Source organism: Patescibacteria group bacterium, assembly GCA_041653535.1.
GTDB lineage: Bacteria > Patescibacteriota > Patescibacteriia > JACRDY01 > JACRDY01 > JBAZFH01.
The window spans coordinates 1-20538 of record JBAZFH010000001.1 but is presented as its reverse complement, the minus strand read 5'-3'; the positions used below and the strand labels follow the sequence as shown (position 1 = coordinate 20538).

Sequence of the window (20538 nt, the reverse complement as noted above, 5' to 3'; positions counted from 1 at the left end):
CTCCTAAAATATATGTCAAGAGTCGAAAAACCCACAGGCTGGGGGTAATTTTTTGCTTAATTTTAGGAAATAAGGGCTGGGAACCGGGGACTAGGAACTAGGAAAAGCTCTCTACTTATAGCTCGTCCCTTGTAACTTGTAACTAGATGCGGTAAAAGATAGGTATTGTCCTTAACGCGAACAACCGCAATTATCAAAAGGAGGTATTCGTGAATCACAAGACACTACTTGGTCAGGATTTGACCGGCTGGAAACTAGCAACGGCTTATTTACTTGAGCTCAAGCACGGACTGATGGGCTTTTTCCCCGCCGAAATGATCGACGTCGACGGCAAGGAAGACATGTTTCTTTGTCTGGACAAAGACTTGTTGCTGCAGGTAGCCAAACTGTTACCACCGCGACAAAGTGTTATGACAGAGTTCATGGTACTGGTCAATGAATCGCTTGGCCTTGCCTTTGACCTTGGCATACTCCAGCGAAAAATCTTTCGCGATGAGCCCGTCAAAGACAACCACATCAAAGTTCTGACCCGCCAAAGATTTGAGGAGTTGAAAGCCGGATCCAAAGACAAAAAACCTTTCAAGTGGACATCCGGTCTGATCGGCAACGACATGAGTTCCGAAGAATTTATTGAGACTCTGACAAAAGCGCTGGAAAAAGCAGGCTAAAAATCCCACTAAAAAACCCGGCATAAAAAGTCGGGTTTTCTTTTTTAAAAAAAAATGAAAAGCCCCCGACCTAAGCCGGGGGCATGATATGATCGCATTTTTTTCGACGTTCCGCGCTAACACCCAAAGGTCGCGGCGCGCGGTAACGTGATAATGTTTATACGCGCATAATAATCGAAAGCGCGTTAACGAAGTACATTGTGTTCCTTTTTTCTGCTGGTACCTAGCAGCTGCCAATCTCCCGCTCGTAAAGAGATAAAAATTGGGCAAAAGAACTTACTCCGGCAATTATTTTTTTACGACGCAACTGCACGTCGGGCTGTCTATTTATCCTAAAGCTGACAAACAATGCTTCAGGACGCCTTACTTCTTTTCAGGCTGTTATAGCGCCGAATCAACCTGGCGCTCACATAACATAGCGACCAATCATTTTTTCTCCCCGTATTGGTTTTTCAGACTCTCCGACTATGAGAGTCTGAATCTACGATGATGCGCCACCGCCCTATTAATCGACAGTAGCGCCACCAAAGGAGGCACAGATACTTAGTTATAGCGCCTGTGCCCAAGGCGCTTAAACCTACAATCCCATCGAGACAATCCTCCTATTTGGTGATGGCGGTTTGTTGGTTACATCCATGTTCATATTTTTAAATAATCCATGAACACAACATGATTGTTTATAATAGCACAGGTTATATTTTATGTCAACATTTTTTTCCTCAATCAACTGTTTTTATGCTAAATATAAACAAAAAATACACCTACGAAACGGTGTATTTTCACTTTAAGTTAAAATCAAATTGGTGGGCGGGAGAGGACTCGAACCTCCATGCCTTTTGGGCACCAGCTCCTAAGGCTAGCGTGTCTACCAATTTCACCACCCGCCCACAAGTTATTTCATATTCTAATCGTTAAAAGCTTATTTGTCAATAAAAACCTAATTTTAAACAAAAAAACAATATCTTATCACCACTTTTAAACACAACTATTGACAAAGATATTGGGATATGTTAAGCTACTCTATTACTCACGGAACAGAACTTATGTTTTATTTTGTGGGTAGTATCCCCTAATACCTGCGGTCACGACAAGCATGGAATTTTTCTAGCGGGTGTTCCGGCTCCGGCTGGATCATTACGCTAAAAAAATTTCTTGACTGCAGGTATTCGGGGATTTTTTTATTTGCTAGCAGCTAGCAACTAGCCGCTAGCTGCTAGTGGTATTATTGTCCACCGTGTTGACCTCGGTTGTCCCGTCTGCAGCAGGTGCTCCTTCTGCCGGTACTTCCGGCTCGGTCAATTTTTCCACGCCAACCAAACAAACTTCCTGCCATGGTCTATAAACACTGTTAAATACTTTTTCTTTTTTTTCGCCGCTGGAATAAGTTACCTGATAAGTAAATTCCGCCGTTGCCCCGACATGCGCTTTTTCAGTGCATTTTTTTGTACCTACGGCAATATCAACACTTTCAATCAGTTTGGTTGCCGCCGGTCGGACAAAACCCCAAATCTTTGGCGTCACGTCATAAAGATAATCACTTTCCTGCTGACCAATGAAATGAGTTTTGCGTCCGTCTTTTGTTCCCCAAAACTCAAAACGTAAATTATTACCAATCACCTTTGCTTGAATCAAAATATGGTTACCGGTGTCATTGGTAAAAACAACATCGGGATGAGGAATATAAATAGTGGCATCCATGCCGGCTGGCTCATAGTAAGACACGCGGTAAGAATGCGCCGCGCGTTCCAGTATCGGCAAACCCGAATCTAACGCCGCGCGAAAAACGGTCGTCCCGATCTGACACAGCCCGCCGCCGTATTCGGGAACGGTTTTATTTCCTTTGATTACTAATTCCGGCAGATATCCAGTCTCTTTTTCCACCGGACCAAGAGCAGTAATAAGCGAAAAATTTTCACCCGGTTTGATCAACACGCCGTTTAGAGCGCTCGACCCAGTGGCAATATTATGCCGACGATTGCTTGGACTGCCGGAAAAATCTGATTTACCAACACCGATAATCTCCTTGATTCCAAGATCATTAACATCTGCTGTCGCCACATCTGGCTCAACGGTCTTGACGGGTACTTCCAACCCTTTTGTTTCGCCATTTACGAACTTAGTATTTATCTCCGCTAAAAGCATGTCAACGTCAATAGCTCTTCCTTGCTGTCCCCCGACAAATTCCGCTACTCTGCCGTCGGTAATTTTGAACTTAGCATTTTGAACTTCTTGATTGATGTTTGGTCCGATTTTTTGGTTTAAATATTGAACAAATAATTCTTGACCAAATCCTAGCGCCGGCTGTCCGTCCAAAACTACAAAATCAAGCAACCCGGCAACAGCTTCTTTATTAATATCCCAATGGTCTTTTTCAAATTTCAAGGTTAATGGCGCTTTGTCCAAAACACTTACAGCAACGTCAGCCAAATCTTTGACCTGAAAAGACAATATTTCCGGCACGTCCTCACCAAGACCAAAACTGATATCGCTGGTATCCAAATTTTTTAAATTATTATCTAGTTTTGCCAATACTTGCTGATAATCAAAAGACATACCCGGTTTTTCTTGCTCCACTGTTGCGTCATAACCATTGTCGCCTTTGGTTAAAATTAGTCGAGCGTTTTGTCCGGGTTTTTCCAGATCATAAAAATTTTGTTTCAAAGCTTCAACTAGATTACCCTCTTTTATCTTGTATTGAAAGTTCAGCTTTTCACCGCCCAAAAGAACTCCTAATCTTTGTCGCCAACTATAAATAAAACCGCCATGTCGACCGATTTCCCAAGCATTGTCTAAAGATTTTTCTATATCAAAAGATACCAGGTCATAAGAAATGTCCAGATCTGAAGAAGAAACTACTCGTGGCAAAATATTCACCTTTCGCTCGCCGGAAATAAAGTTAAAACCAGAAATATTTATACCATCAACCTTGGATTCAAAAACACTCTTAGCTTCGTCGTAAGTCTGACCACCAACGTCAACTCCGGCCAAAACCACTCCGGGATAAAATTTCTCCGCATAAACCTGGCTATAAGCAAAACCTCCGCCAATAATCAGAATTACTACAGCCAAAAAACAACCAATGGCAATCTTGGTCCGGGTGGAAATATGAATTTCCGGCTTTGGTAAAACTTTTGGTATAATCCCTTTTTTCATATCGCCTGTTTTATTCCTCAAATCTAATTTTTACCGTCTTTTCCGGTTTTGCTTTAGGCAATGTTACGGTCATCACGCCGTTTTTCAAAACCGCTTCAATCTTGTCTTGTTGTACTTCTATAGGCAAAACTACCGACCGAGAAAAAGCCCCCCAATAACACTCTCGATAATAATAATCTTCGTCCTTTACTCCTTCGTGCGCCGATCTTTTGCCTCTAATAGTTAAAACATCGCCATTGATAGATATCTGAATATCTTCCGGTTTCACTCCGGCAATAGCAGTTTTAACTACAATATTGTTTTGATCTTGAAAAACATCAACAGCTAGCTGTCCTTCGACATCCGGCGACGACCAATCTGTCTTAGTGTGTTCTTCAAGTTGTTGTAAATCGTTTTCGGTAAAATCCTGAGGAGTAATAAAAAATTCTTTGAGATCCATAAAGTTAAAAATTAAGAAATAAATAAATTGCTATGAGCTACAGGCTACTGACTATGAGCTATTCTAATTGTACTCAAAATCCTGATTTTTCGCAATAAAAAGGGGTCGGATATGGTCCGAACCCCACGTTTTGAATGACTAAGATTTTTTGACTACCGACCCTTCCTTGTAAGAAGCAAAAAACACTTCCCATTCTGACCGGAAAATACCAAAGTATAGCACGTCGTGAAACTGACCATCGATAAATATTTCCTGACGAGCAGTGCCTTCCTGCACTCCGCCGCAGGAACGGTGCAGCGCCAAACTTCGCTGGTTTATCGAATAAACCTTGGAACGCACCTTTCGCAGATTCAACCGCATAAAGGCGTATTCCAGCAAAGCCATGACGGCATCTTTACCGTAGCCCTTGTGCCACTGGTCTTTGGCAAAGAGAGCAATGCCCATGGTCCCGACTTGGTTGCGCCAGTCAATTTCATGCAGACCAACACTACCAAGCAGCTCACCATCCGGAGTTTCGACCGCCAGTATTAGCCTATCGGTACGACCAACCATAGCGTCAAACCATTTTTCCTCATCTGCCTTGGTCTGTGGTAAATAACGTTGCAAATAATGATTAGCTTCCGGATTGTTAATCCCCCGATAAAAGAAATCTAAATCTGTTTCTTTGTTCATCGGCCGCAAAACAGTCCCACGCAAACCTTTCAAAAACACTACTCTGTCTTTTTCCATTTTCCTGTCTCCTTTAGTTGGAAAAATTAAACACCCCGGTTTTGGTCCGGGGTGCTTAGGAAAAAATATTGATAATCAAAGTTTGTTTACATATTTTTTCTCAAAAATCCCAGACCAAAAAAGTAGCGATCGCCGGTAGAAGCGTCGACATATTTTTCAATCTGATAATTTTTAAGAAATAGGTTGTTCATATCCTTTTATAGCTTATACTCTTACGTTATCATAAAACAGCTTTTTGTCAAGACAACAAAAGACCCGGCGAAATAGCCGGGGCAATCATTTTAGCGCTTGCGCAAGGAACCAATGGTTTTACCTCTTTTTTTCTGGTGTTTCCTCGCCGCTATAGCTTTCTTTTTATATGACATATGGTAATAGTATAGACGCAATTATCATTGTTGACAAGGCGACAATTTGGTATTATTATAAGGCACAGTTTAGTATATAGGTCTTAGTATCTGGTATTTAGGTGGCCGTTACTGCTTATTTTCAGCAGTGCGAATCAAACCTGACAACAGCTTACAACAGCCAACGGATACTAGGGAAATTCTTTGAAAAACTTCTTTGTCTAAATAATGAACATCAAGAGAAATAATAAGCTGATTTTGCAATTCTGTTAAAGAACTCTTGGCTATGGTGTAAAATTGTATTTTTTCCGCCCGTGATTTTCGAGAAAAACCCTCGGCTATATTAGAACAGACCGACACTGCCGCACGACGCATTTGACTAGTCAAACCATATATCTCATTTTTTGGAAATAAACTGGTCGCTTGATAAACGCTCAGTGTCAGCCTACGGGCCTCCTGCCAAGATATTAAACCAGTAAAAGACCTAACATGTTGTTTCATAAATATATGGATTATTAATAATAATCATATTATACTCAAGCCATATTAAAAAAATTCTAAAATAATCATTAAATATTTTTAAAGTACCCCCCAAGACCTACATACTAAGACCTATATACTAATTTCTGGCCCTATCGTCTAACGGTTAGGACACCAGGTTTTCATCCTGGCAATCGGGGTTCGATTCCCCGTGGGGTCACCAAAGAAAAAAAGTATCGAGACCCCATGGGTATCTCGTGGTTCTAGACCCGAGTGCTCTCAGGTTTCGAGAATTAAATAGACCAAAGAATCACCTATAATTTTAGGCGATTTTTTGGTATACTTTGAATAATTATGAAAAAACCAGTAAGTGACTTTCTCCATCGTCGTTTATTTGAAACCTGGGTCGGTCGTCTGGGTAATCGGTTTTTTAGTTTTGTCGAGTTATTATTAATGAAACCATATAAAGACAAGCGGGTTTTAAAAATGATTAAGGATTTAAGAAGGGAAGGTCATTTTTTATTTAAACCCAGTGAAATATTCCATATTTATTCTATTGCTAAAGCTTGTGTTAAATTAGAAGGTGATTTCGCCGAAGTCGGCGTCTATAATGGCACCTCAGCCAAAATTATTTGCGAAGTTAAAGGCGGCAAAAACTTATATCTTTTTGACACTTTTTCCGGCTTGCCAAAAGTCGGAACCAACGACAGTCGATTTCATCGAAACATGTTCATAGCCAGCAAAGTAGAGGTTGAGAAACGGCTACAGAGATATCCTAACGTAAAAATATATCAAGGGATATTTCCGGAAACTTCGAGTCCGATAGAAGATAAAAAGTTTGCTTTTGTCCATCTGGATGTAGACATTTATACTAGCACCAGGGCGGCTTTGGAATTCTTTTATGGCAAAATGGTAAGCGGAGGAGTTATTTTAACCCATGATTACGCCCAAGCCGAAGGCGTACGTCGAGCTTTTGACGAATTTATAAACAACAAGCCGGAAGGAATAATCGAACTATCGCTGACCCAAGCGATGATAATAAAAAGATAATATAAACAACGCATCTCTCTCAGGTACTGATTCTGCATTTTGGTGCCATTTTTAACAAAAAGTGGTATAATTATAAGGATAAAAAATCTTCGTTACCCCCCCCTCCCCTGGCTATCTTTAGTTTAAAGACTAAAGCATATCTTAATCCACCTGTAAAAATCGACGTTTAACAATATAAATATATAAAACCTATGACAACAAAACAAAAATTCGCTTATTTTTTAATGCCGGTTATTTTCTTAGTTTCATTATTTTTATTAAATCCTGCGGCAGAGGCAGCTACCGTACCTACTGTTTTGACACTAACACATGCCTCTGGCGATGCGGTGCAGGTAACTGTTAAAGGAGCTACCGAAAGCACCGTACAGCTGTCGTTTTTACCGCCAGGAGCACCGGCGTTAACCACTATTAGTCTTGGTAAAACTGATACGGCTGGTAACTTTTCTACTTCTATTTCTAGCGGCGGCTATGCCATTCCTCAGGGCTCACCGGTTTTTGCCACGATTTTGGGTGTACAGTCGTCCATGACCTTGTGGCCAGACTATGACAGTTCTCTGACTTTAAACAGAAACAGCGTACAGCTGGCAGCTGGTCAAAGCATTACTATCAACGGTTCTACTTCTTTGATCTTGGCGACCAACAGTCAAAGCAGCAATATCTCTACATCCATCAGCGGCAGCCAGCTGACTATTATTGGCCTTGCTTCTTGCTCAGGCACGGTCACTGTTTGCGGCACCAATGTCGGTTGTAGTTCTGTTGCTGTCGAGGTTGGAGCGACTGCCGGACAAACCCAGATTACTTTTAGTCCCGACAATCCGGTTATTAATGTCAGACAAACAAACAATGTTTCTATTTTCGGCGGTGGTAATAGCGGTATGACTGTTACTTACAACTCCAATCCTACAGCTCTAGACGCCAGAGCGGTTGGTGAGCGTTTGCCGGTATTGGTGCTTTTTGGCAACTCTGCCAGCTCGGTTACTCTTACTGTTTGTTCCAAAGAAGCCAGTACTAATTGTTCCAATATTACCGTCACCGTTTTAGACAACTCAGCGACAACCCTGTCTTTTTCGCCAAACAATCTAGTACTGGTTACCGGTCAGTCACAAAGTTCGGTTGTTTCCGGCGGAACTAGCAGCAGTTACTATGTTTCCTCAAATTCTGATTCCAGCGTTGCTCGAGCTACTGTTTCTGACAATATTGTTACTGTTGTCGGCGGTACCAACGCCGGATCGACCGTGGTGAAGGTTTGTTCGACAACAGTTAATGATAGCTGCGGTAACCTCAATGTCACCCTCAACACTTCGGCTACTTATTCTGCTAATACCGTTACCTTTAATCAAAATATTGTTTCTCTGGCTAAAGACGAAACTTCTTACGTTACTATTACCGGTGGTGGCGGTAGCTACTCGGTTTCCGGAGTTTCCAACCCCGGTATAGTCACAGCCACTATTAGCGGTTCTAGTAATATCGTCAGTCTTTATGGCAACGCTATTGGAACGTCCACTGTTACTATTTGTTCGTCTGCCAGCGGCACTACTTGCGCCAGCATGTACGTGACTGTTACCTCTGCTTTGACGACAATCGTTCTCAGTCCAAATAGTCTTTCTCTAGCCCCTGGCGCCAAAGGCATAGTTTCTATTACTGGCGGTGACGATCATACTACGATTTATTCCAATAGCAACCGTGACGTTGCCTCTGTTTATCTGGAAAAAAACGGTACAGGGCTAGTGGTAACTGGTGGTATATCCGGAGCTTCCAATATCATGATCTGTCCGTCAGATGTATATAGCAGCAAATGTTCTACTCTGACAGTGACTGTTACCGGCACTACTACAACAACCACCACTACTACGACCCCGGCGACAGTTTCTTCTACCTGCGTGAAACTTTTACGAGCAGATGGTGATAGTAAGGTATATGTTGTCCAAAATGGCACCAAACGCTGGATACAAACCGAAGCTGAATTTAACGCTGCCGGATATCATTGGTCTGATGTTATTGTTTCCACTAACGTATCTTTAGCTGCTTATACTGACGCAGCAACCAACACGCCATTACCGTCGGCATCAGTTTGCGCTATTCTTTTGCGCGCTGACGGCGATAATAAAGTTTATGTGGTCAAAAACGGCGTTAAACAGTGGGTAAAAACCGAAGCTGAATTTAACGCTGCCGGATATAGCTGGTCAGATATCGTGGTGACTCCTACCACTACTCTTGCCGCTTATCCCGATGCTACAACTGTTATTTTAAGGGTAAAGGTTACCGGCACTCCTACACTGCGAGTTCGGCAGACAAACAGCACCAAGGGTAATATTTTGGGCAGTGTTAATAAGGACGAAGTATTTACAGTGCTTGAACAAAACAATGGTTGGTACAAGATAAAAACAGCTACCGGTACGATTGGCTGGATTTCCTCGGCTTATACGATAAAACAATAAAATATGAAAAAAATATCAAATAGCAAAAACCCAACTGTCAAAAAGCTCCACGTTTTATTGGACGATCTAGTCGACCATTTTGAAGACCTAAAAGATAAATACGATGGTATTGATCCTCAAACCAAGAAAAAAATAGCCGGGGCTATCGCCGGCGCAGCTGTTTTTTTGGCAGGTGCCAGTATTGCCAAAAAGGCGTTAGGTAAAAAGAAAAAATAATTTTATCTAAAAAATCTCCGTGACTTCTGACGGAGATTTTTTATTTGAAGATAATAAAACACCCTTTTTTAAAAAACGGCAATCTTTTTCTTTATTAAAAGCCTCTTGATCATTGAATTTTTGTTTCCATTCCTCCGGATTGCCATAGTCGGCAAAATCTTTATACCAACCGTGATAAGCAGTCGGTTGATGGGCGGCTTTGATTGGACACCAATATCTTTCTGTGCGACCGGCTATTTCCGCTGCGTAAGCTAAAAATCCATTGGCGTAGCTACAATACAAACAATTAATTTTTTGAATAACGTTGAGATAGTCGAGAAACCTTCTATCATAAACTATATAACTTTTTCTCTCAACTTTTGGTATGCCGTATAAAGGAAAAGCCACTAAATGATAGATAGTAATAAATATGTCCAGTATCACTAGCGGAACAATCATCATGTAAATAAACGGCATAGAGAGAACGTGACAAATACTTTTGGGAACGGCATACTTCCAAGTAGGGATGCGAAATTTTTTATTTCTGGCTTTAAACTTTTCCAAAAACACAATTTTTCTCTGAGTGAAAGAAAAACCGTATTTTGTGGCGAGCTGCGAGTATTCCTCTTTTAAAGCCTCGTTCAAAACATCAATTTTTTTGATAAGTTCTTTTATTTTTGAATACATGCTGATGATCTTAATTTGGTTAATTAAACACGCCTTGATTATATCACGTTTAAACTCCGGCGTAATACACTTTCTTTTTAATATAATTTTAAAATCGCCGAATCGACGGTTTTTTGATATACTAAAAACATATATAAAAAATAAAAATTCCTCGATAATATCGGGAATTTTATGATAAATTTTAACAAACAAGATTATTTTATCCTGGCAAACAGCGGCTCGCCGCAAACTACCTGCCCGGACAGCCTTTTTTCTATTTCAACAGCAATGGTTGGTATTACCGGACTCAAATCATAGACAATTTGACGAATATTCGTGATACAACGATCAAGATCTTTTTCTAGAGCTTCGCCTGTTTTTTGCCATAATTTTTCATTTTCAATAAAACGATTTTCCGCTCCTATCCGCGCCTGAATATCTTCGATCACTTCATTAATTTTAAAATTTTCAATTTTAGTAGCAACCTCCGGTGAAAGGGTTAACCCTGCTGTATTTTTGTTGGCATAATCTATCGACTGGCAAATTTTTGATACTCGCTGCACTAAATTACCAAGACCGTTGGCCAAATCGGCATTATAGACTTCTTTAATTTTATCCAATGAAATATCGACATCATCATCAAGCGGTCCGCGCTTAAGAAAAAAATAACGAACCGCATCAGTACCAAATTCATCGACTAACTCAGTCGGTCTAATAATATTACCCAAAGTCTTACTTACTTTTTGACCATTAATATTGATAAAGCTATGCGCATAAACTATATCCGGCAGTTTTAGGTCGGCCGCTTGCAGCATCGCTGGCCAAAGCAACGCGTGCCAACGAAGGTTATCTTTGCCCAAAACATGAATAATCGTAACATCATCGTCCCAGAAACCTGTTTTAGTCCCAGCGGTATAATAACTGATTAGCGCGTCAAACCAAACATAAATTACCTGTGCCGGATCGTTTGGCACCGGAATCCCCCAGGAAACGTTTTGTCGGGAAATGGAAATATCTTCAACTCCGGCAGCAAGAAAACTTTTCATTTCTTTATATTTACCTTCCGGCAAAACAAACTGCGGATTTTTTTTAAACCATTCGGTCAAAAAACTTTGATATTTCGACCATTGGAAAAAATAATTATTTTCCTTATGCTCGACGAGTTTAAGATTTTTGTGGACGTCACAACAACCGTCAACTATTTCATCGCCGTTTTTGAAAGCCTCGCAGCTCATACAATACATACCCTCAAAAGATTTGGAATAGATTTCCCCTTTGGCGTAAATTTTATTCCAAAAATCTTTTACCACTTCTTTATGATCGGCATCTGTAGTGCGGATAAAACGGTCGGGGACAACGCCAAGCGCCGCGATTTGCTCTTTGTCTTGACCGGAAACCGAGTCAACATATTCCTGGACTTTCTTGTTGTTTTCTTTAGCTTTCTTTTCAATATTAGCTCCGTGTTCATCAGTACCGGTAAGAAAAAAAACTTCTCTGCCTGTGAGACGAAAAAATCTAGCCAAAGCGTCAGCTAAAACCTTTTGATAGGCATGACCGACGTGGATAACATCATTGGCGTAATCGATAGCAGTAGTAATAAAAATCTTATTTTTCATAAAACGCAATTATACTCATTGCCATAAAATAAAGATTAGCAAGAAAACACTCAACCGTCAAACAATTTTATATTTAAATTAATAATAAAATTAAACAATGACATCCTCCCCCACATTACCTTCACGCCCCGTTTTGAAATGTCCGGTCATGCAGTGAATAATTAAAAAAACCGCCGATCACTAGTATCAGCGGCTTCGTTTGTTGTTTATTTCAGACTAACAGACTAACATTGCTTTGGGAACAAAACGAAGATTAATACCGGCATTTTTTACGATTTGAATTCCGTTGTTAGGATAAACACCCTCCATCACTACCAGAGTATCGATGCCCGAGCCAGCGAGAGTCTTAGCGCAAACTTCGCAAGGCTCGGCAGTAACATACGCAGTGGCTCCCAACGTCGATGAGGCCACGCCGCTAACCAGCATTTTGAGAAATGCCATTTCTTCTGCGTGCACCGCCCGACAACGTTCAATCCGCATGCCTGAAGGAATGCCTTCAGCTTCACGCAAACAACCGACTTCAAGACAAGCTGGCATACCCGGTGCTTGAGCATTAAAGCCGAAAGAAACCACGTTGTCTTCTTTGACAATAACGCAACCAAATTTTCGAGTTTGACCGATTGGTCGACCTCGTTTATCAAGCAAATATCTTCCTTCGGCATCTTTAATGCAACCACGAACACAGGTAGAACGATCAGAAGCAGCGATCGCCATTTTCATATAGAAAACATCGCGTTCGATGACCGCCAGACGATACGCTTCGGTCCCTTCCGAAATATCCGATAAACCGGTAGAGCCAAACCCTCCGGCTCCTCGTCTAGTCGGCGGTAGATCACTGACTTCTTCAAAGACTGGAATTTGTACCTCGGAAAAAATCAGCTGAGCGATACGCATGCCTTTGGTCACGACAAATGGCGCATCGCTGCGGTTGCGCAGCAGCACTCCGACGTTGCCGCGAAAATCCGGATCAACAGTTCCCGGGGAGTTACCCAGTTCAATACCATACTTATTAGCAAGTCCGCTACGCGGTCGCACCTGACATTCAACCGGCCAAGGCGAAGCGAAGGCCACGCCAACACCGATCAAAATCTTCTGCCCGGGATCTAATACATAAGGCAATTCGCCACCGTACTCCTTGGTTTCAATATCCAAAACACCATAGGCATAAACGTCAAAACCAACCGCACCGTTGGTGGCGCGAGCCGGGATAATAGCGTCAGGAAAAAGTTTTTTTACCTGAATTGTTTTCATTTTTATCCCCCCCTTCAAATATTAGGTTGTTTATTGTCAATAATCTTGAATAGTTAAATTTAACATAGTAATAAATAATAATCAAGCCAATGATTAGGATAAACAAAAAGGTACCACGTACTCATAAACGTAATACCTTTTTGACTAATAATTACTGTTTTGGCTGCTCTGCCGGAAGATCGTTTATTGGCTGTGCCGTTGGTTGTGATTCTGCATCTGGACGAATCTGTATCGATTTTGCCGCCACGCTGCCGTCACTACCGGTTGTGCCGCTAACCATAACTGTTTTCCCCACTTCTAAATCAGCGACAGTACCGTCAGTAGTTTTTCCCACGGTTGTAGTTTCGGAAAAAAGAACTATTTTCGAACCACCATTTTTTAATTTTACTGTTATACTTTTATCATCTTTGGCGATTATTTCACCATCGACAAAACCACTACCCTGACCGTTCTGTTTTTCTAGACCAGTCCCCTGAATACCGTTGCGACTAAACTCTCCGACCGGACCAGCAAAATTTTTTCCGTTGCCCTTTTTGCCATAACTCATACCCAGATAAAAAGATCCGGCAGCAACGATAACGACGATCACAATAAAAATCACTAGATTTTTTTTCATAGTTTTTTGTTATTTATTATTTTTGTTCCGTGGAAAATAAATTTTTTGTCATTGTTGCCAACCATTTCCGATGTAAAAAAAGATGCGCCAAAAGCAAAATCGCAAACAAATAGCCGGTTAAACCATGCAACTCTTTGTCGTGCAAAAGAAGCGAAAGCAAATTAACGACAAAGACCAAAAACATAGTCGCGTCTAAAACGTAATTTATTTTTTGTCTATTCATATTTTTTCAAAAAAATATTTTATTCGTAACGTAAGGCTTCAATCGGATTTAGTTTTGACGCCCGCCGTGCCGGATAATAACCAAAAACTATACCAATAATAGCGGAAACGCCGAAAGCCAAAACTACGGATATCAACGATATTTCCGTAGCGATACCGCCGAATTTGTTTGCTACCAAAGCCGCCAACCAGCCTATAATCACGCCGATAACACCGCCGATGAAAGTCAGCATTATCGCTTCGGTTAAAAATTGAATATTAATATCCTTCCTTTTAGCACCAATGGCTTTACGCAAACCGATTTCGCGAGTTCTTTCCGTCACCGTGGTAAGCATCATATTCATAATACCGATGCCGCCAACCACCAAGGAAATACCGGCAATAGCCGCCAGCAACATGGTTAATGTTTCGGTGATTGAAGAAGCGCTTTCCAAAATATCAGTCTGGTTCATAATACGAAAATCTGCCAAAGTGGAATCGGTTATGCCGTGCCGCGAAAGCAATAAATTTGTAATGTCTTCTTGAACCGTGATCATGACCTCTTCGCTTTCCGCCTGAACATTAATAGAATTGACATAATCACCGCCAATAAAAAATTGCTGCGCGGTGGATAAGGGAATATAGATAACATCGTCTTGATTATTCATACCACTACCGCCTTTTTCTTTAGCTACACCGACTACTTTAAAAATAATCTTGTTAATACGAATTTCCTGACCCACCACATTTTCCGCATTTTCACCAAAAAGATCGTCTCTGGTAGTTGGTCCTAAAACAGCTACTTTTGAAATGCTTTTTACGTTTTGTTCCGTAATAAAAGAACCATCATCAATTTCTATATTTTTGATTGCAGCATAGTCAATCGTTGTGCCAATTACAGAAGTATTGGTATTAGTCCCTTTTGCCGTTATTTGATAACGACTGGATGTCGCCGGGGCGACAGCTTTAACTGAACCGACCTCGTTTCTAATAGCATCTACATCCCCCATAGTTAAGGTTTTAGCCGAACCCTGACCTTGACTCACTTGATATCCAGGACCACTTTGTTGACCGGGCATAATCTGGATCAAATTAGAACCAAGTGATTCGATGTTTGATTTTATAGATCCTTGAGCACCTTGACCCATAGCCACCATAGCAATCACCGAACCGATACCAATAACAATACCCAGTATAGTAAGACTAGACCGGGCTTTATTTGCCAGTAGAGCGATAGATATTTCTTCAAAGATATCAACTGTTTTCATAAATATTATTTTCTTTGATCGCTGACTATTAATCCGTCACGGATAGTAATAATCCGATCCGCATGATCTGCTACGTCTTTTTCATGAGTGATCAAAATCACGGTATGATTTTGTTTTTTATTTAATTCTTTAAATGTCTGTAAAACGACTTCTCCGGTTTTAGTGTCCAAATTACCAGTGGGTTCATCAGCAAGAATGAGAGCGGGGTTGTTAACTAAAGCTCTGGCAATAGCAACACGCTGCATTTGACCGCCGGAAAGCTGATTGGATAAATGATAAAAATGAGACTCACCGAGTCCCGCGTCTTCCAAAGCAGCTTTAGCTCTTTTTTCACGTTCAATTTTTGGCACATCGGCATATACCAACGGCAACATTACATTGCGTAAAACAGTCGACCTAGAAAGTAAATTAAAAGATTGAAAAACAAAACCAATTTTATTTTTTCTGATATCTGCCAGCTCGTCATCTGACAGCTCGGCAACGTTTTTACCATCTAAAATATATTCACCACTAGTCGGGGTGTCTAACGCACCGATAATGTTCATTAGCGTTGATTTACCAGATCCGGAAGGACCAATAATGGCAACAAACTCACCATCGTTGATGCTAAATGAAAGCCCTTTTAGAACAGTCGCTTCACCGGCATCAGTAATATAAGTCTTGGTAATATTTTTACATTCAATCATAAATCTGTTTACATTGGCGGCATACCGCCGGCATTAGAAACTCCACCGGTGGTTGATGTCGCTTTTTTGGTGCTGGTGCTAGTACTTGAAGAGGATCGCCCGCCGCTACTCGGACCGCCGAATTGAAACAAACTCGTTCCAGAACTGGTTTTTTTGTCAGAACTGGTCGTAACAACCGTTTTTAAAACAATCATATCTCCCTCATTCAAACCACTAATAATTTCGGTTGTGGAATCATCCGTAATCCCCACTTCTACCGTCTGTCTGCTAGGAGCGGTTACCAAGGTTACTCCGGTAGTTGTAGCGCTTTCATTGCCGCTCATATCTTCATTTGGCACTTCAACATAAGAAACATCATTGTTAGTTTTGATTGCGCTGCTGGGAACCGTCAAGACATCCTGTTTTGAATCAACAATAATCGAAGCGGAAACCGTCATACCCGGCTTAATCTTATCCGACTGAGTATCAAAGTTTATTTTTACCGTATAAGTTACGACACCGCTAGAAACAGTACCTAAAGTATCTACTTGGACCACCTGTCCGGTAATACTCAGATCCTCCACTGCGTCAAAAGTCATAGTGGCTTTTTGACCAACCTTCACTTTAGCGGCATCGACTTCGTTAAGAGACATCTCGGCTATTTGTTGTTTGCTAATCATTGTAATCGCGGCAGTACTGGCTGACACTGTATCACCCTTTTTAATATTAATAGCAGCAATAGAACCATCAAATGGCGCATAAATAGCATAATTGGCATACTGCTCACGAGCGTCGAGTAGAGCGTTTTCTTTTTGTTTAATACTGATTTGTTGTGCTTCAATATCGAGCTCATCAGTTCCAGCTTTAACACTGGCCAGAGACTCTGTTTTTTCCTTTATCGTACGATCAGAAGTAATAATAGTATCTTTATCACTTTGAATAGTTTGCTTAGTTGAAAGGAGGCTGGTTAAATGAGAATTTATTTCTCCGATGTAAGAATTGAGAGTGGTTAAATCAGTATCGGCTGTCGCGCTCGGAGTCAGGTTTCTTTCAGTCAACCTGTCTTCGTAATATTGAATTAAATTATTAGCGTTTTTTACCGCGTCAGAAATAATTTTAGCTGTTTCATACGTCTCATTAATTATGGTTTCGATAGTAAGAGAGTCGGAATATCTATTGACTAACTTGTAGTCGTCAAAGTTTTTATCGTAAGCCGCTCGAGCTTTTTTATAAGCAGCATCGGCATTGTCACGATAGACGAATACGCCTTCGTTATACTGTTTAACGCTATCGGCATAATAATTTAGATTATTTTGATTGGGCGTAAAATCAAAACCATACAATACCTCGTCCAAACCAGAAATAACCGTAGGAAAATCTATAAAAGCATTGGCTACAGTATTAAACCCGTCCTCGTAGGCTTTGACTAAATCTTTGTTGGCATTTTCTTTAGTCTTTTCGGCGCTGGCTAAAGCATTTTCAGCCTGAGTGATAGATAATGCCGTTGCCGGTTTTTGTAGTTTTTCCAAACTAATTTTAGCTGACCGTAAACTGTCTTGTGCATCACGCACGGCTTTCTGCGCATCTTGAGAATTAAGTTGTGCCAGCAACATTCCGGATTTTACTTCTTGTCCTTCTAAAACATTGACAGACACGACATCATCAGAAGCCTTAAAACTCAAATCAACCTGACTAGAAACAGATACTTGTCCGCTGCCGGAAACCGCCGTTACTATCGTTCCTTTTTGAACGGTTGTTAGAACATAAGAAGTTTGGCTGCTTTTACCGCTCAAACCATACCAATAATAACCGCCAACAACGATAATGATAACAACTACCGCAACGATGATTTTGTGGCTAAAGATCCATTTGTAAATTTTTTGCAGCATATTATTTATTTAACTGACATTTCTTGTGGTGGTGGCAATGGTTTACCACTGTTGCCTTGAGGCAAAAGCGGCATTACCCGAATTAAACGTGCCTCGATCTGCCCGGCATCGTTGGGCGAACCGATCACCACGATATTGTCATCGATTTTTAAATCACTAACTTTAATCGCGTCCCGCAAAAACCTGATATCGGTTTTGTCGGTTACCAAAATTATTTTTTCCACATTATCATTTCCTTTAATAATCAAGTTTGAACCGTCAATTTTGGCTATCTGACCGATCACGCCATGCGAGTCAATAAAATCACGACCTATCACGTCTTCCATAAAACCTCCGCGTGGTCCAGCGAAGTTACGATGATAATTTTCTCCCCACTGACGAGAAAATTCGGCTTTACGAAAACCAACAAACATTCCTGCCTGAAAAATCAGCAAAGCGATAACAAGTCCGCCAATGACCCAAAGAGTTATTTTTAGACTTTTTGATTGAAAAATTTTTCCGATATCCATATTTTTATTAAATATTAATAATTAAATTGTTGATTGAGAAATAAATCTGACATCACGCGCCAACAACCGGATAAACTCCAAAAAGAGTAACACGGAAACAAAAAGTGCTACCAGTTGTAATATTGGTAAAGACTCAAGCAGCGTCATGGCAAAACTCTGCCAAGACAAAACCACCGTCCCAAAGTCGGAAAAAACCAACGAGAAAAATTGAGCAAATCCAGTTTGGTAGATACCGGAAATAAAAAGCTTAGCAGCATAAACTAAAGCCACGGCAGACAAACTAACAGCAACGCCAAAAATAGCTATCCGCTGACGAATCGCCAAAATCCTCCTTTTGCTATGCAGTCGCAAAATCACTTCATCGGCAAAGCCCTCTCTTGGGCTAACCGACCGCAAGTAATGGAACAATTTTTGATAGTCTTGTGTCATAGTTTTGTGTCTATATATTAATACGAACCCAATAGTATTTTGGGTGCATTGTATAAATTTTTTGTTCAAATTAAGAAAATTTCTTGCGCAAAACAGCTAAAGCGCGATGGTGCCGACTTTTTACCGTGTTAACTGATTCGCCAAGCATTTCTGATATTTCGGCAAAGGTAAACTGTTGCTGATAATAAAGCGACAAAACAACGCGCTGCTTGGCAGATAAGTCGTCAAAAGATCTGTTAACCACGTCGGCGAGATCGGCTCTATCAAAAATTTCATCGGCTAACGGCTCAGGATCAACCAAGGTTTTTTCCAGATAATTATCGCCATCTTCGTCATCGAAAGCCGAAAAATTGATATTTTTTTTCTTGCGCAAAAAATCAATTGCCGCGTTTTTGGCAATACTAAAAATCCAAGTTTTAAAACTTTTTTCCAAGTCAAACTTTCTGATATTTTTCCAGACACGCAAAAACACTTCTTGGGCTACATCCTCGGCATCATGATGATTCCCGACATATTGATAAATAAAACCATAAATCGGTCCCATATACTCTTTAACCAAAACGTCAAGCGATTTTTCGGCACCGCCTAAATACTGAATTACTAAATTTTTATCATTGCTATTATCCATACGACTAGTATAGTACGTTACTATAAATAATAAAAAAGTGCCAGCACCAAGACGAACACCTGGCTCATACAGTTACTTTAAAGTAATAAAAATGATATAATAATGCCAGCAAGGTCGAGTTTTAATAAACAAACAAAAACCTTGAAAAATATGAACAAATTAAAAACTTTAGACTGGATTGCCTTGATTTTGGCGATCATCGGCGGTCTAAACTGGGGATTAGTCGGACTGTTCGACCTAGACCTGGTCGCTCTTATCTTTGGCGCCATGTCAGTACTCGCCCGTATCGTTTACATCATCGTCGGACTAGCAGCCATTTATTTGGCAATCGTTTCCCCAAAATTGGTCAGAAAATAATCTGATCTTTTTTAAAAACTTAAAAAGCGCCCCAAAAAATGGGGTGCTTTTTATAATCCTCGGTAATATTGACAAAAACCAGTATCCTTACTAAGGTTGAGACAAATCTTAGCTTTTTTCATCCAACAAGCAACCGCGGGAGGAAGATATTATGCCAGTTGTAATGGGAAGTTTTTTCCCGGTCCGCCCTCTAACCAAAGAAGTTTTTGGTCCGGATGGCAGTCGAGTCTTTCATAGCCGGATCGAACAAATCTATATGGAAGGTCAATCGGGAAAAGAGCTCTGCCTTGCCCCTAATGATCTGAACGAAGCTTTCGTTCATCCAACATTGCTTCAGGTCGAAAAGTTGCCAAAAGAATTTCAAGCGACTTTTGACTGGGTTGAGCTGCGCCTAGTGAACGACAAAATCGAAATGCGACCGCGCGGCAAATTCGACAAAGAACCAAAAGCCGACGCTCCCGTGGTCATCGCCGAACCGGTGGAGCTCGTAACCGTTCCGCTCGAAATCATCACACACATGCATCATTTGTGCGCCTGGGAACACCAGCACTGTGATGAAGGCGAACGCTGCACCGGCGCAAAAGGCAATGAGCTGGACGAACAGCGCTCTGTATTTTACGTCGATGAAACACAGATGCTATCCCGAGATCAGGCAAAAATGGTCTGCGGCAAATGCTGGGATCGCTTGGTCTCCGCCAATCCCGAAATGCTGCAATGGTCGCACGTCGACACCCGCAAACTACCGCCGCACGCCACGGTCAACGTCTACAAATAACATCCAACCAAAAAACGCCCCCGAGATACAAGGGCGTTTTTCATTTTAACCAGATAAACCACCCCGCATGTGCGGGGTGAGTGCGTTTAAAAGCGTAGTTTTCGGACAAAGAGAAGCAACACCTTTATTTTGTTGACCATCTTTCGCCCTTATACCGCCTGCCTGCCGGTAG

21 protein-coding genes and 2 tRNA genes are annotated in these 20538 nt (G+C 41.0%); 7 read left to right on the top strand and 16 right to left on the bottom strand.

Translation table 11 applies throughout. From position 1 onward, the window contains the following. Positions 1-209 precede the first annotated feature (209 nt). The gene (locus tag WC310_00115; GenBank protein ID MFA5358216.1) at positions 210-668 is read left to right on the top strand and encodes a hypothetical protein; all 459 of its coding nucleotides are present in this window, start codon (positions 210-212) and stop codon (positions 666-668) included. Positions 669-1469: 801 nt separating this feature from the next. On the opposite strand, the gene WC310_00110 is transcribed toward WC310_00115, so the two are convergent. The 5 genes from WC310_00110 to WC310_00090 form a co-directional block, all read right to left on the bottom strand. Next, positions 1470-1555 (bottom strand) — tRNA-Leu (locus WC310_00110). A 319-nt stretch (positions 1556-1874) separates the two neighbouring features. Beyond that, positions 1875-3821 (bottom strand): VanW family protein, encoded by a 1947-nt coding sequence (locus WC310_00105; GenBank protein ID MFA5358215.1) that lies wholly within the window; start codon positions 3819-3821, stop codon positions 1875-1877. A 10-nt stretch (positions 3822-3831) separates the two neighbouring features. Continuing rightward, positions 3832-4260 carry an Hsp20/alpha crystallin family protein gene (locus WC310_00100; protein ID MFA5358214.1) on the bottom strand — a complete coding sequence of 143 codons (429 nt, stop codon included), beginning with the start codon at positions 4258-4260 and terminating at the stop codon, positions 3832-3834. Positions 4261-4398: 138 nt separating this feature from the next. Next, positions 4399-4989 carry a GNAT family protein gene (locus WC310_00095; protein ID MFA5358213.1) on the bottom strand — a complete coding sequence of 197 codons (591 nt, stop codon included), beginning with the start codon at positions 4987-4989 and terminating at the stop codon, positions 4399-4401. 473 nt (positions 4990-5462) lie between these two features. Further along, a complete protein-coding gene (locus WC310_00090; protein MFA5358212.1) occupies positions 5463-5834 on the bottom strand; it encodes a four helix bundle protein in 372 nt (123 codons plus the stop codon). Positions 5835-5961: 127 nt separating this feature from the next. Between WC310_00090 and WC310_00085 the strand changes: the two genes are divergently transcribed. From WC310_00085 to WC310_00070, 4 genes are all read left to right on the top strand, one after another. Next, positions 5962-6036 (top strand) — tRNA-Glu (locus WC310_00085). Positions 6037-6167: 131 nt separating this feature from the next. Further along, on the top strand, positions 6168-6863 hold the full coding sequence (locus WC310_00080; GenBank protein ID MFA5358211.1) for a TylF/MycF/NovP-related O-methyltransferase: 696 nt from the start codon (positions 6168-6170) through the stop codon (positions 6861-6863). 191 nt (positions 6864-7054) lie between these two features. Next, positions 7055-9301, top strand: a complete 2247-nt coding sequence (locus tag WC310_00075; GenBank protein MFA5358210.1) for an SH3 domain-containing protein — start codon at positions 7055-7057, stop codon at positions 9299-9301. A 3-nt stretch (positions 9302-9304) separates the two neighbouring features. Next, positions 9305-9517, top strand: a complete 213-nt coding sequence (locus WC310_00070) for a hypothetical protein (GenBank protein MFA5358209.1) — start codon at positions 9305-9307, stop codon at positions 9515-9517. A 6-nt stretch (positions 9518-9523) separates the two neighbouring features. Here the strand turns inward: WC310_00070 and WC310_00065 are convergent, their stop codons facing one another. The 11 genes from WC310_00065 to WC310_00015 all read right to left on the bottom strand — a co-directional run bounded on the left by WC310_00065 (position 9524) and on the right by WC310_00015 (position 19234). Then, a complete protein-coding gene (locus tag WC310_00065) occupies positions 9524-10375 on the bottom strand; it encodes a hypothetical protein (protein ID MFA5358208.1) in 852 nt (283 codons plus the stop codon). 2 nt (positions 10376-10377) lie between these two features. Continuing rightward, complete coding sequence (gene metG / locus WC310_00060) at positions 10378-11778, bottom strand: methionine--tRNA ligase (protein ID MFA5358207.1); 1401 nt, start codon at positions 11776-11778, stop codon at positions 10378-10380. A gap of 216 nt (positions 11779-11994) precedes the next feature. After that, positions 11995-13029: a dUTP diphosphatase gene (dut, locus tag WC310_00055; GenBank protein ID MFA5358206.1), complete on the bottom strand. Its 1035-nt coding sequence runs from the start codon at positions 13027-13029 to the stop codon at positions 11995-11997. A gap of 151 nt (positions 13030-13180) precedes the next feature. Next, positions 13181-13645, bottom strand: a complete 465-nt coding sequence (locus WC310_00050; protein MFA5358205.1) for a hypothetical protein — start codon at positions 13643-13645, stop codon at positions 13181-13183. A 16-nt stretch (positions 13646-13661) separates the two neighbouring features. Next, positions 13662-13868: a hypothetical protein gene (locus WC310_00045; protein MFA5358204.1), complete on the bottom strand. Its 207-nt coding sequence runs from the start codon at positions 13866-13868 to the stop codon at positions 13662-13664. 19 nt (positions 13869-13887) lie between these two features. Continuing rightward, positions 13888-15114, bottom strand: a complete 1227-nt coding sequence (locus WC310_00040; GenBank protein ID MFA5358203.1) for an ABC transporter permease — start codon at positions 15112-15114, stop codon at positions 13888-13890. A 5-nt stretch (positions 15115-15119) separates the two neighbouring features. Beyond that, positions 15120-15800 carry an ABC transporter ATP-binding protein gene (locus WC310_00035; GenBank protein MFA5358202.1) on the bottom strand — a complete coding sequence of 227 codons (681 nt, stop codon included), beginning with the start codon at positions 15798-15800 and terminating at the stop codon, positions 15120-15122. Positions 15801-15808: 8 nt separating this feature from the next. Further along, positions 15809-17668, bottom strand: a complete 1860-nt coding sequence (locus tag WC310_00030) for an efflux RND transporter periplasmic adaptor subunit (GenBank protein ID MFA5358201.1) — start codon at positions 17666-17668, stop codon at positions 15809-15811. Positions 17669-17673: 5 nt separating this feature from the next. Beyond that, positions 17674-18177 (bottom strand): hypothetical protein, encoded by a 504-nt coding sequence (locus WC310_00025; protein MFA5358200.1) that lies wholly within the window; start codon positions 18175-18177, stop codon positions 17674-17676. Positions 18178-18198: 21 nt separating this feature from the next. Continuing rightward, positions 18199-18606: a hypothetical protein gene (locus WC310_00020; protein ID MFA5358199.1), complete on the bottom strand. Its 408-nt coding sequence runs from the start codon at positions 18604-18606 to the stop codon at positions 18199-18201. Between the two features lie 70 nt (positions 18607-18676). Next, positions 18677-19234, bottom strand: coding sequence for a sigma-70 family RNA polymerase sigma factor (locus WC310_00015; GenBank protein ID MFA5358198.1), 558 nt, complete (start codon positions 19232-19234; stop codon positions 18677-18679). A gap of 150 nt (positions 19235-19384) precedes the next feature. On the opposite strand from WC310_00015, the gene WC310_00010 reads away from it, so the two are divergent. Both WC310_00010 and WC310_00005 read left to right on the top strand, forming a co-directional pair. After that, positions 19385-19591: a DUF378 domain-containing protein gene (locus tag WC310_00010; GenBank protein MFA5358197.1), complete on the top strand. Its 207-nt coding sequence runs from the start codon at positions 19385-19387 to the stop codon at positions 19589-19591. 151 nt (positions 19592-19742) lie between these two features. Next, the gene (locus tag WC310_00005) at positions 19743-20366 is read left to right on the top strand and encodes a hypothetical protein (protein ID MFA5358196.1); all 624 of its coding nucleotides are present in this window, start codon (positions 19743-19745) and stop codon (positions 20364-20366) included. The last annotated feature ends 172 nt before the right edge of the window (positions 20367-20538 follow it).

Excerpts from the sequence above, each read along its gene's own strand:
- WC310_00105 (MFA5358215.1), bottom strand. The coding sequence starts at position 3,821 with ATGAAAAAAGGGATTATACCAAAAGTTTTACCAAAGCCGGAAATTCAT.
- WC310_00100 (MFA5358214.1), bottom strand. The coding sequence starts at position 4,260 with ATGGATCTCAAAGAATTTTTTATTACTCCTCAGGATTTTACCGAAAAC.
- WC310_00095 (MFA5358213.1), bottom strand. The coding sequence starts at position 4,989 with ATGGAAAAAGACAGAGTAGTGTTTTTGAAAGGTTTGCGTGGGACTGTT.
- WC310_00090 (MFA5358212.1), bottom strand. The coding sequence starts at position 5,834 with ATGAAACAACATGTTAGGTCTTTTACTGGTTTAATATCTTGGCAGGAG.
- WC310_00080 (MFA5358211.1), top strand. The coding sequence starts at position 6,168 with ATGAAAAAACCAGTAAGTGACTTTCTCCATCGTCGTTTATTTGAAACC.
- WC310_00075 (MFA5358210.1), top strand. The coding sequence starts at position 7,055 with ATGACAACAAAACAAAAATTCGCTTATTTTTTAATGCCGGTTATTTTC.
- WC310_00070 (MFA5358209.1), top strand. The coding sequence starts at position 9,305 with ATGAAAAAAATATCAAATAGCAAAAACCCAACTGTCAAAAAGCTCCAC.
- metG (MFA5358207.1), bottom strand. The coding sequence starts at position 11,778 with ATGAAAAATAAGATTTTTATTACTACTGCTATCGATTACGCCAATGAT.
- dut (MFA5358206.1), bottom strand. The coding sequence starts at position 13,029 with ATGAAAACAATTCAGGTAAAAAAACTTTTTCCTGACGCTATTATCCCG.
- WC310_00050 (MFA5358205.1), bottom strand. The coding sequence starts at position 13,645 with ATGAAAAAAAATCTAGTGATTTTTATTGTGATCGTCGTTATCGTTGCT.
- WC310_00045 (MFA5358204.1), bottom strand. The coding sequence starts at position 13,868 with ATGAATAGACAAAAAATAAATTACGTTTTAGACGCGACTATGTTTTTG.
- WC310_00040 (MFA5358203.1), bottom strand. The coding sequence starts at position 15,114 with ATGAAAACAGTTGATATCTTTGAAGAAATATCTATCGCTCTACTGGCA.
- WC310_00035 (MFA5358202.1), bottom strand. The coding sequence starts at position 15,800 with ATGATTGAATGTAAAAATATTACCAAGACTTATATTACTGATGCCGGT.
- WC310_00030 (MFA5358201.1), bottom strand. The coding sequence starts at position 17,668 with ATGCTGCAAAAAATTTACAAATGGATCTTTAGCCACAAAATCATCGTT.
- WC310_00025 (MFA5358200.1), bottom strand. The coding sequence starts at position 18,177 with ATGGATATCGGAAAAATTTTTCAATCAAAAAGTCTAAAAATAACTCTT.
- WC310_00020 (MFA5358199.1), bottom strand. The coding sequence starts at position 18,606 with ATGACACAAGACTATCAAAAATTGTTCCATTACTTGCGGTCGGTTAGC.
- WC310_00015 (MFA5358198.1), bottom strand. The coding sequence starts at position 19,234 with ATGGATAATAGCAATGATAAAAATTTAGTAATTCAGTATTTAGGCGGT.
- WC310_00010 (MFA5358197.1), top strand. The coding sequence starts at position 19,385 with ATGAACAAATTAAAAACTTTAGACTGGATTGCCTTGATTTTGGCGATC.
- WC310_00005 (MFA5358196.1), top strand. The coding sequence starts at position 19,743 with ATGCCAGTTGTAATGGGAAGTTTTTTCCCGGTCCGCCCTCTAACCAAA.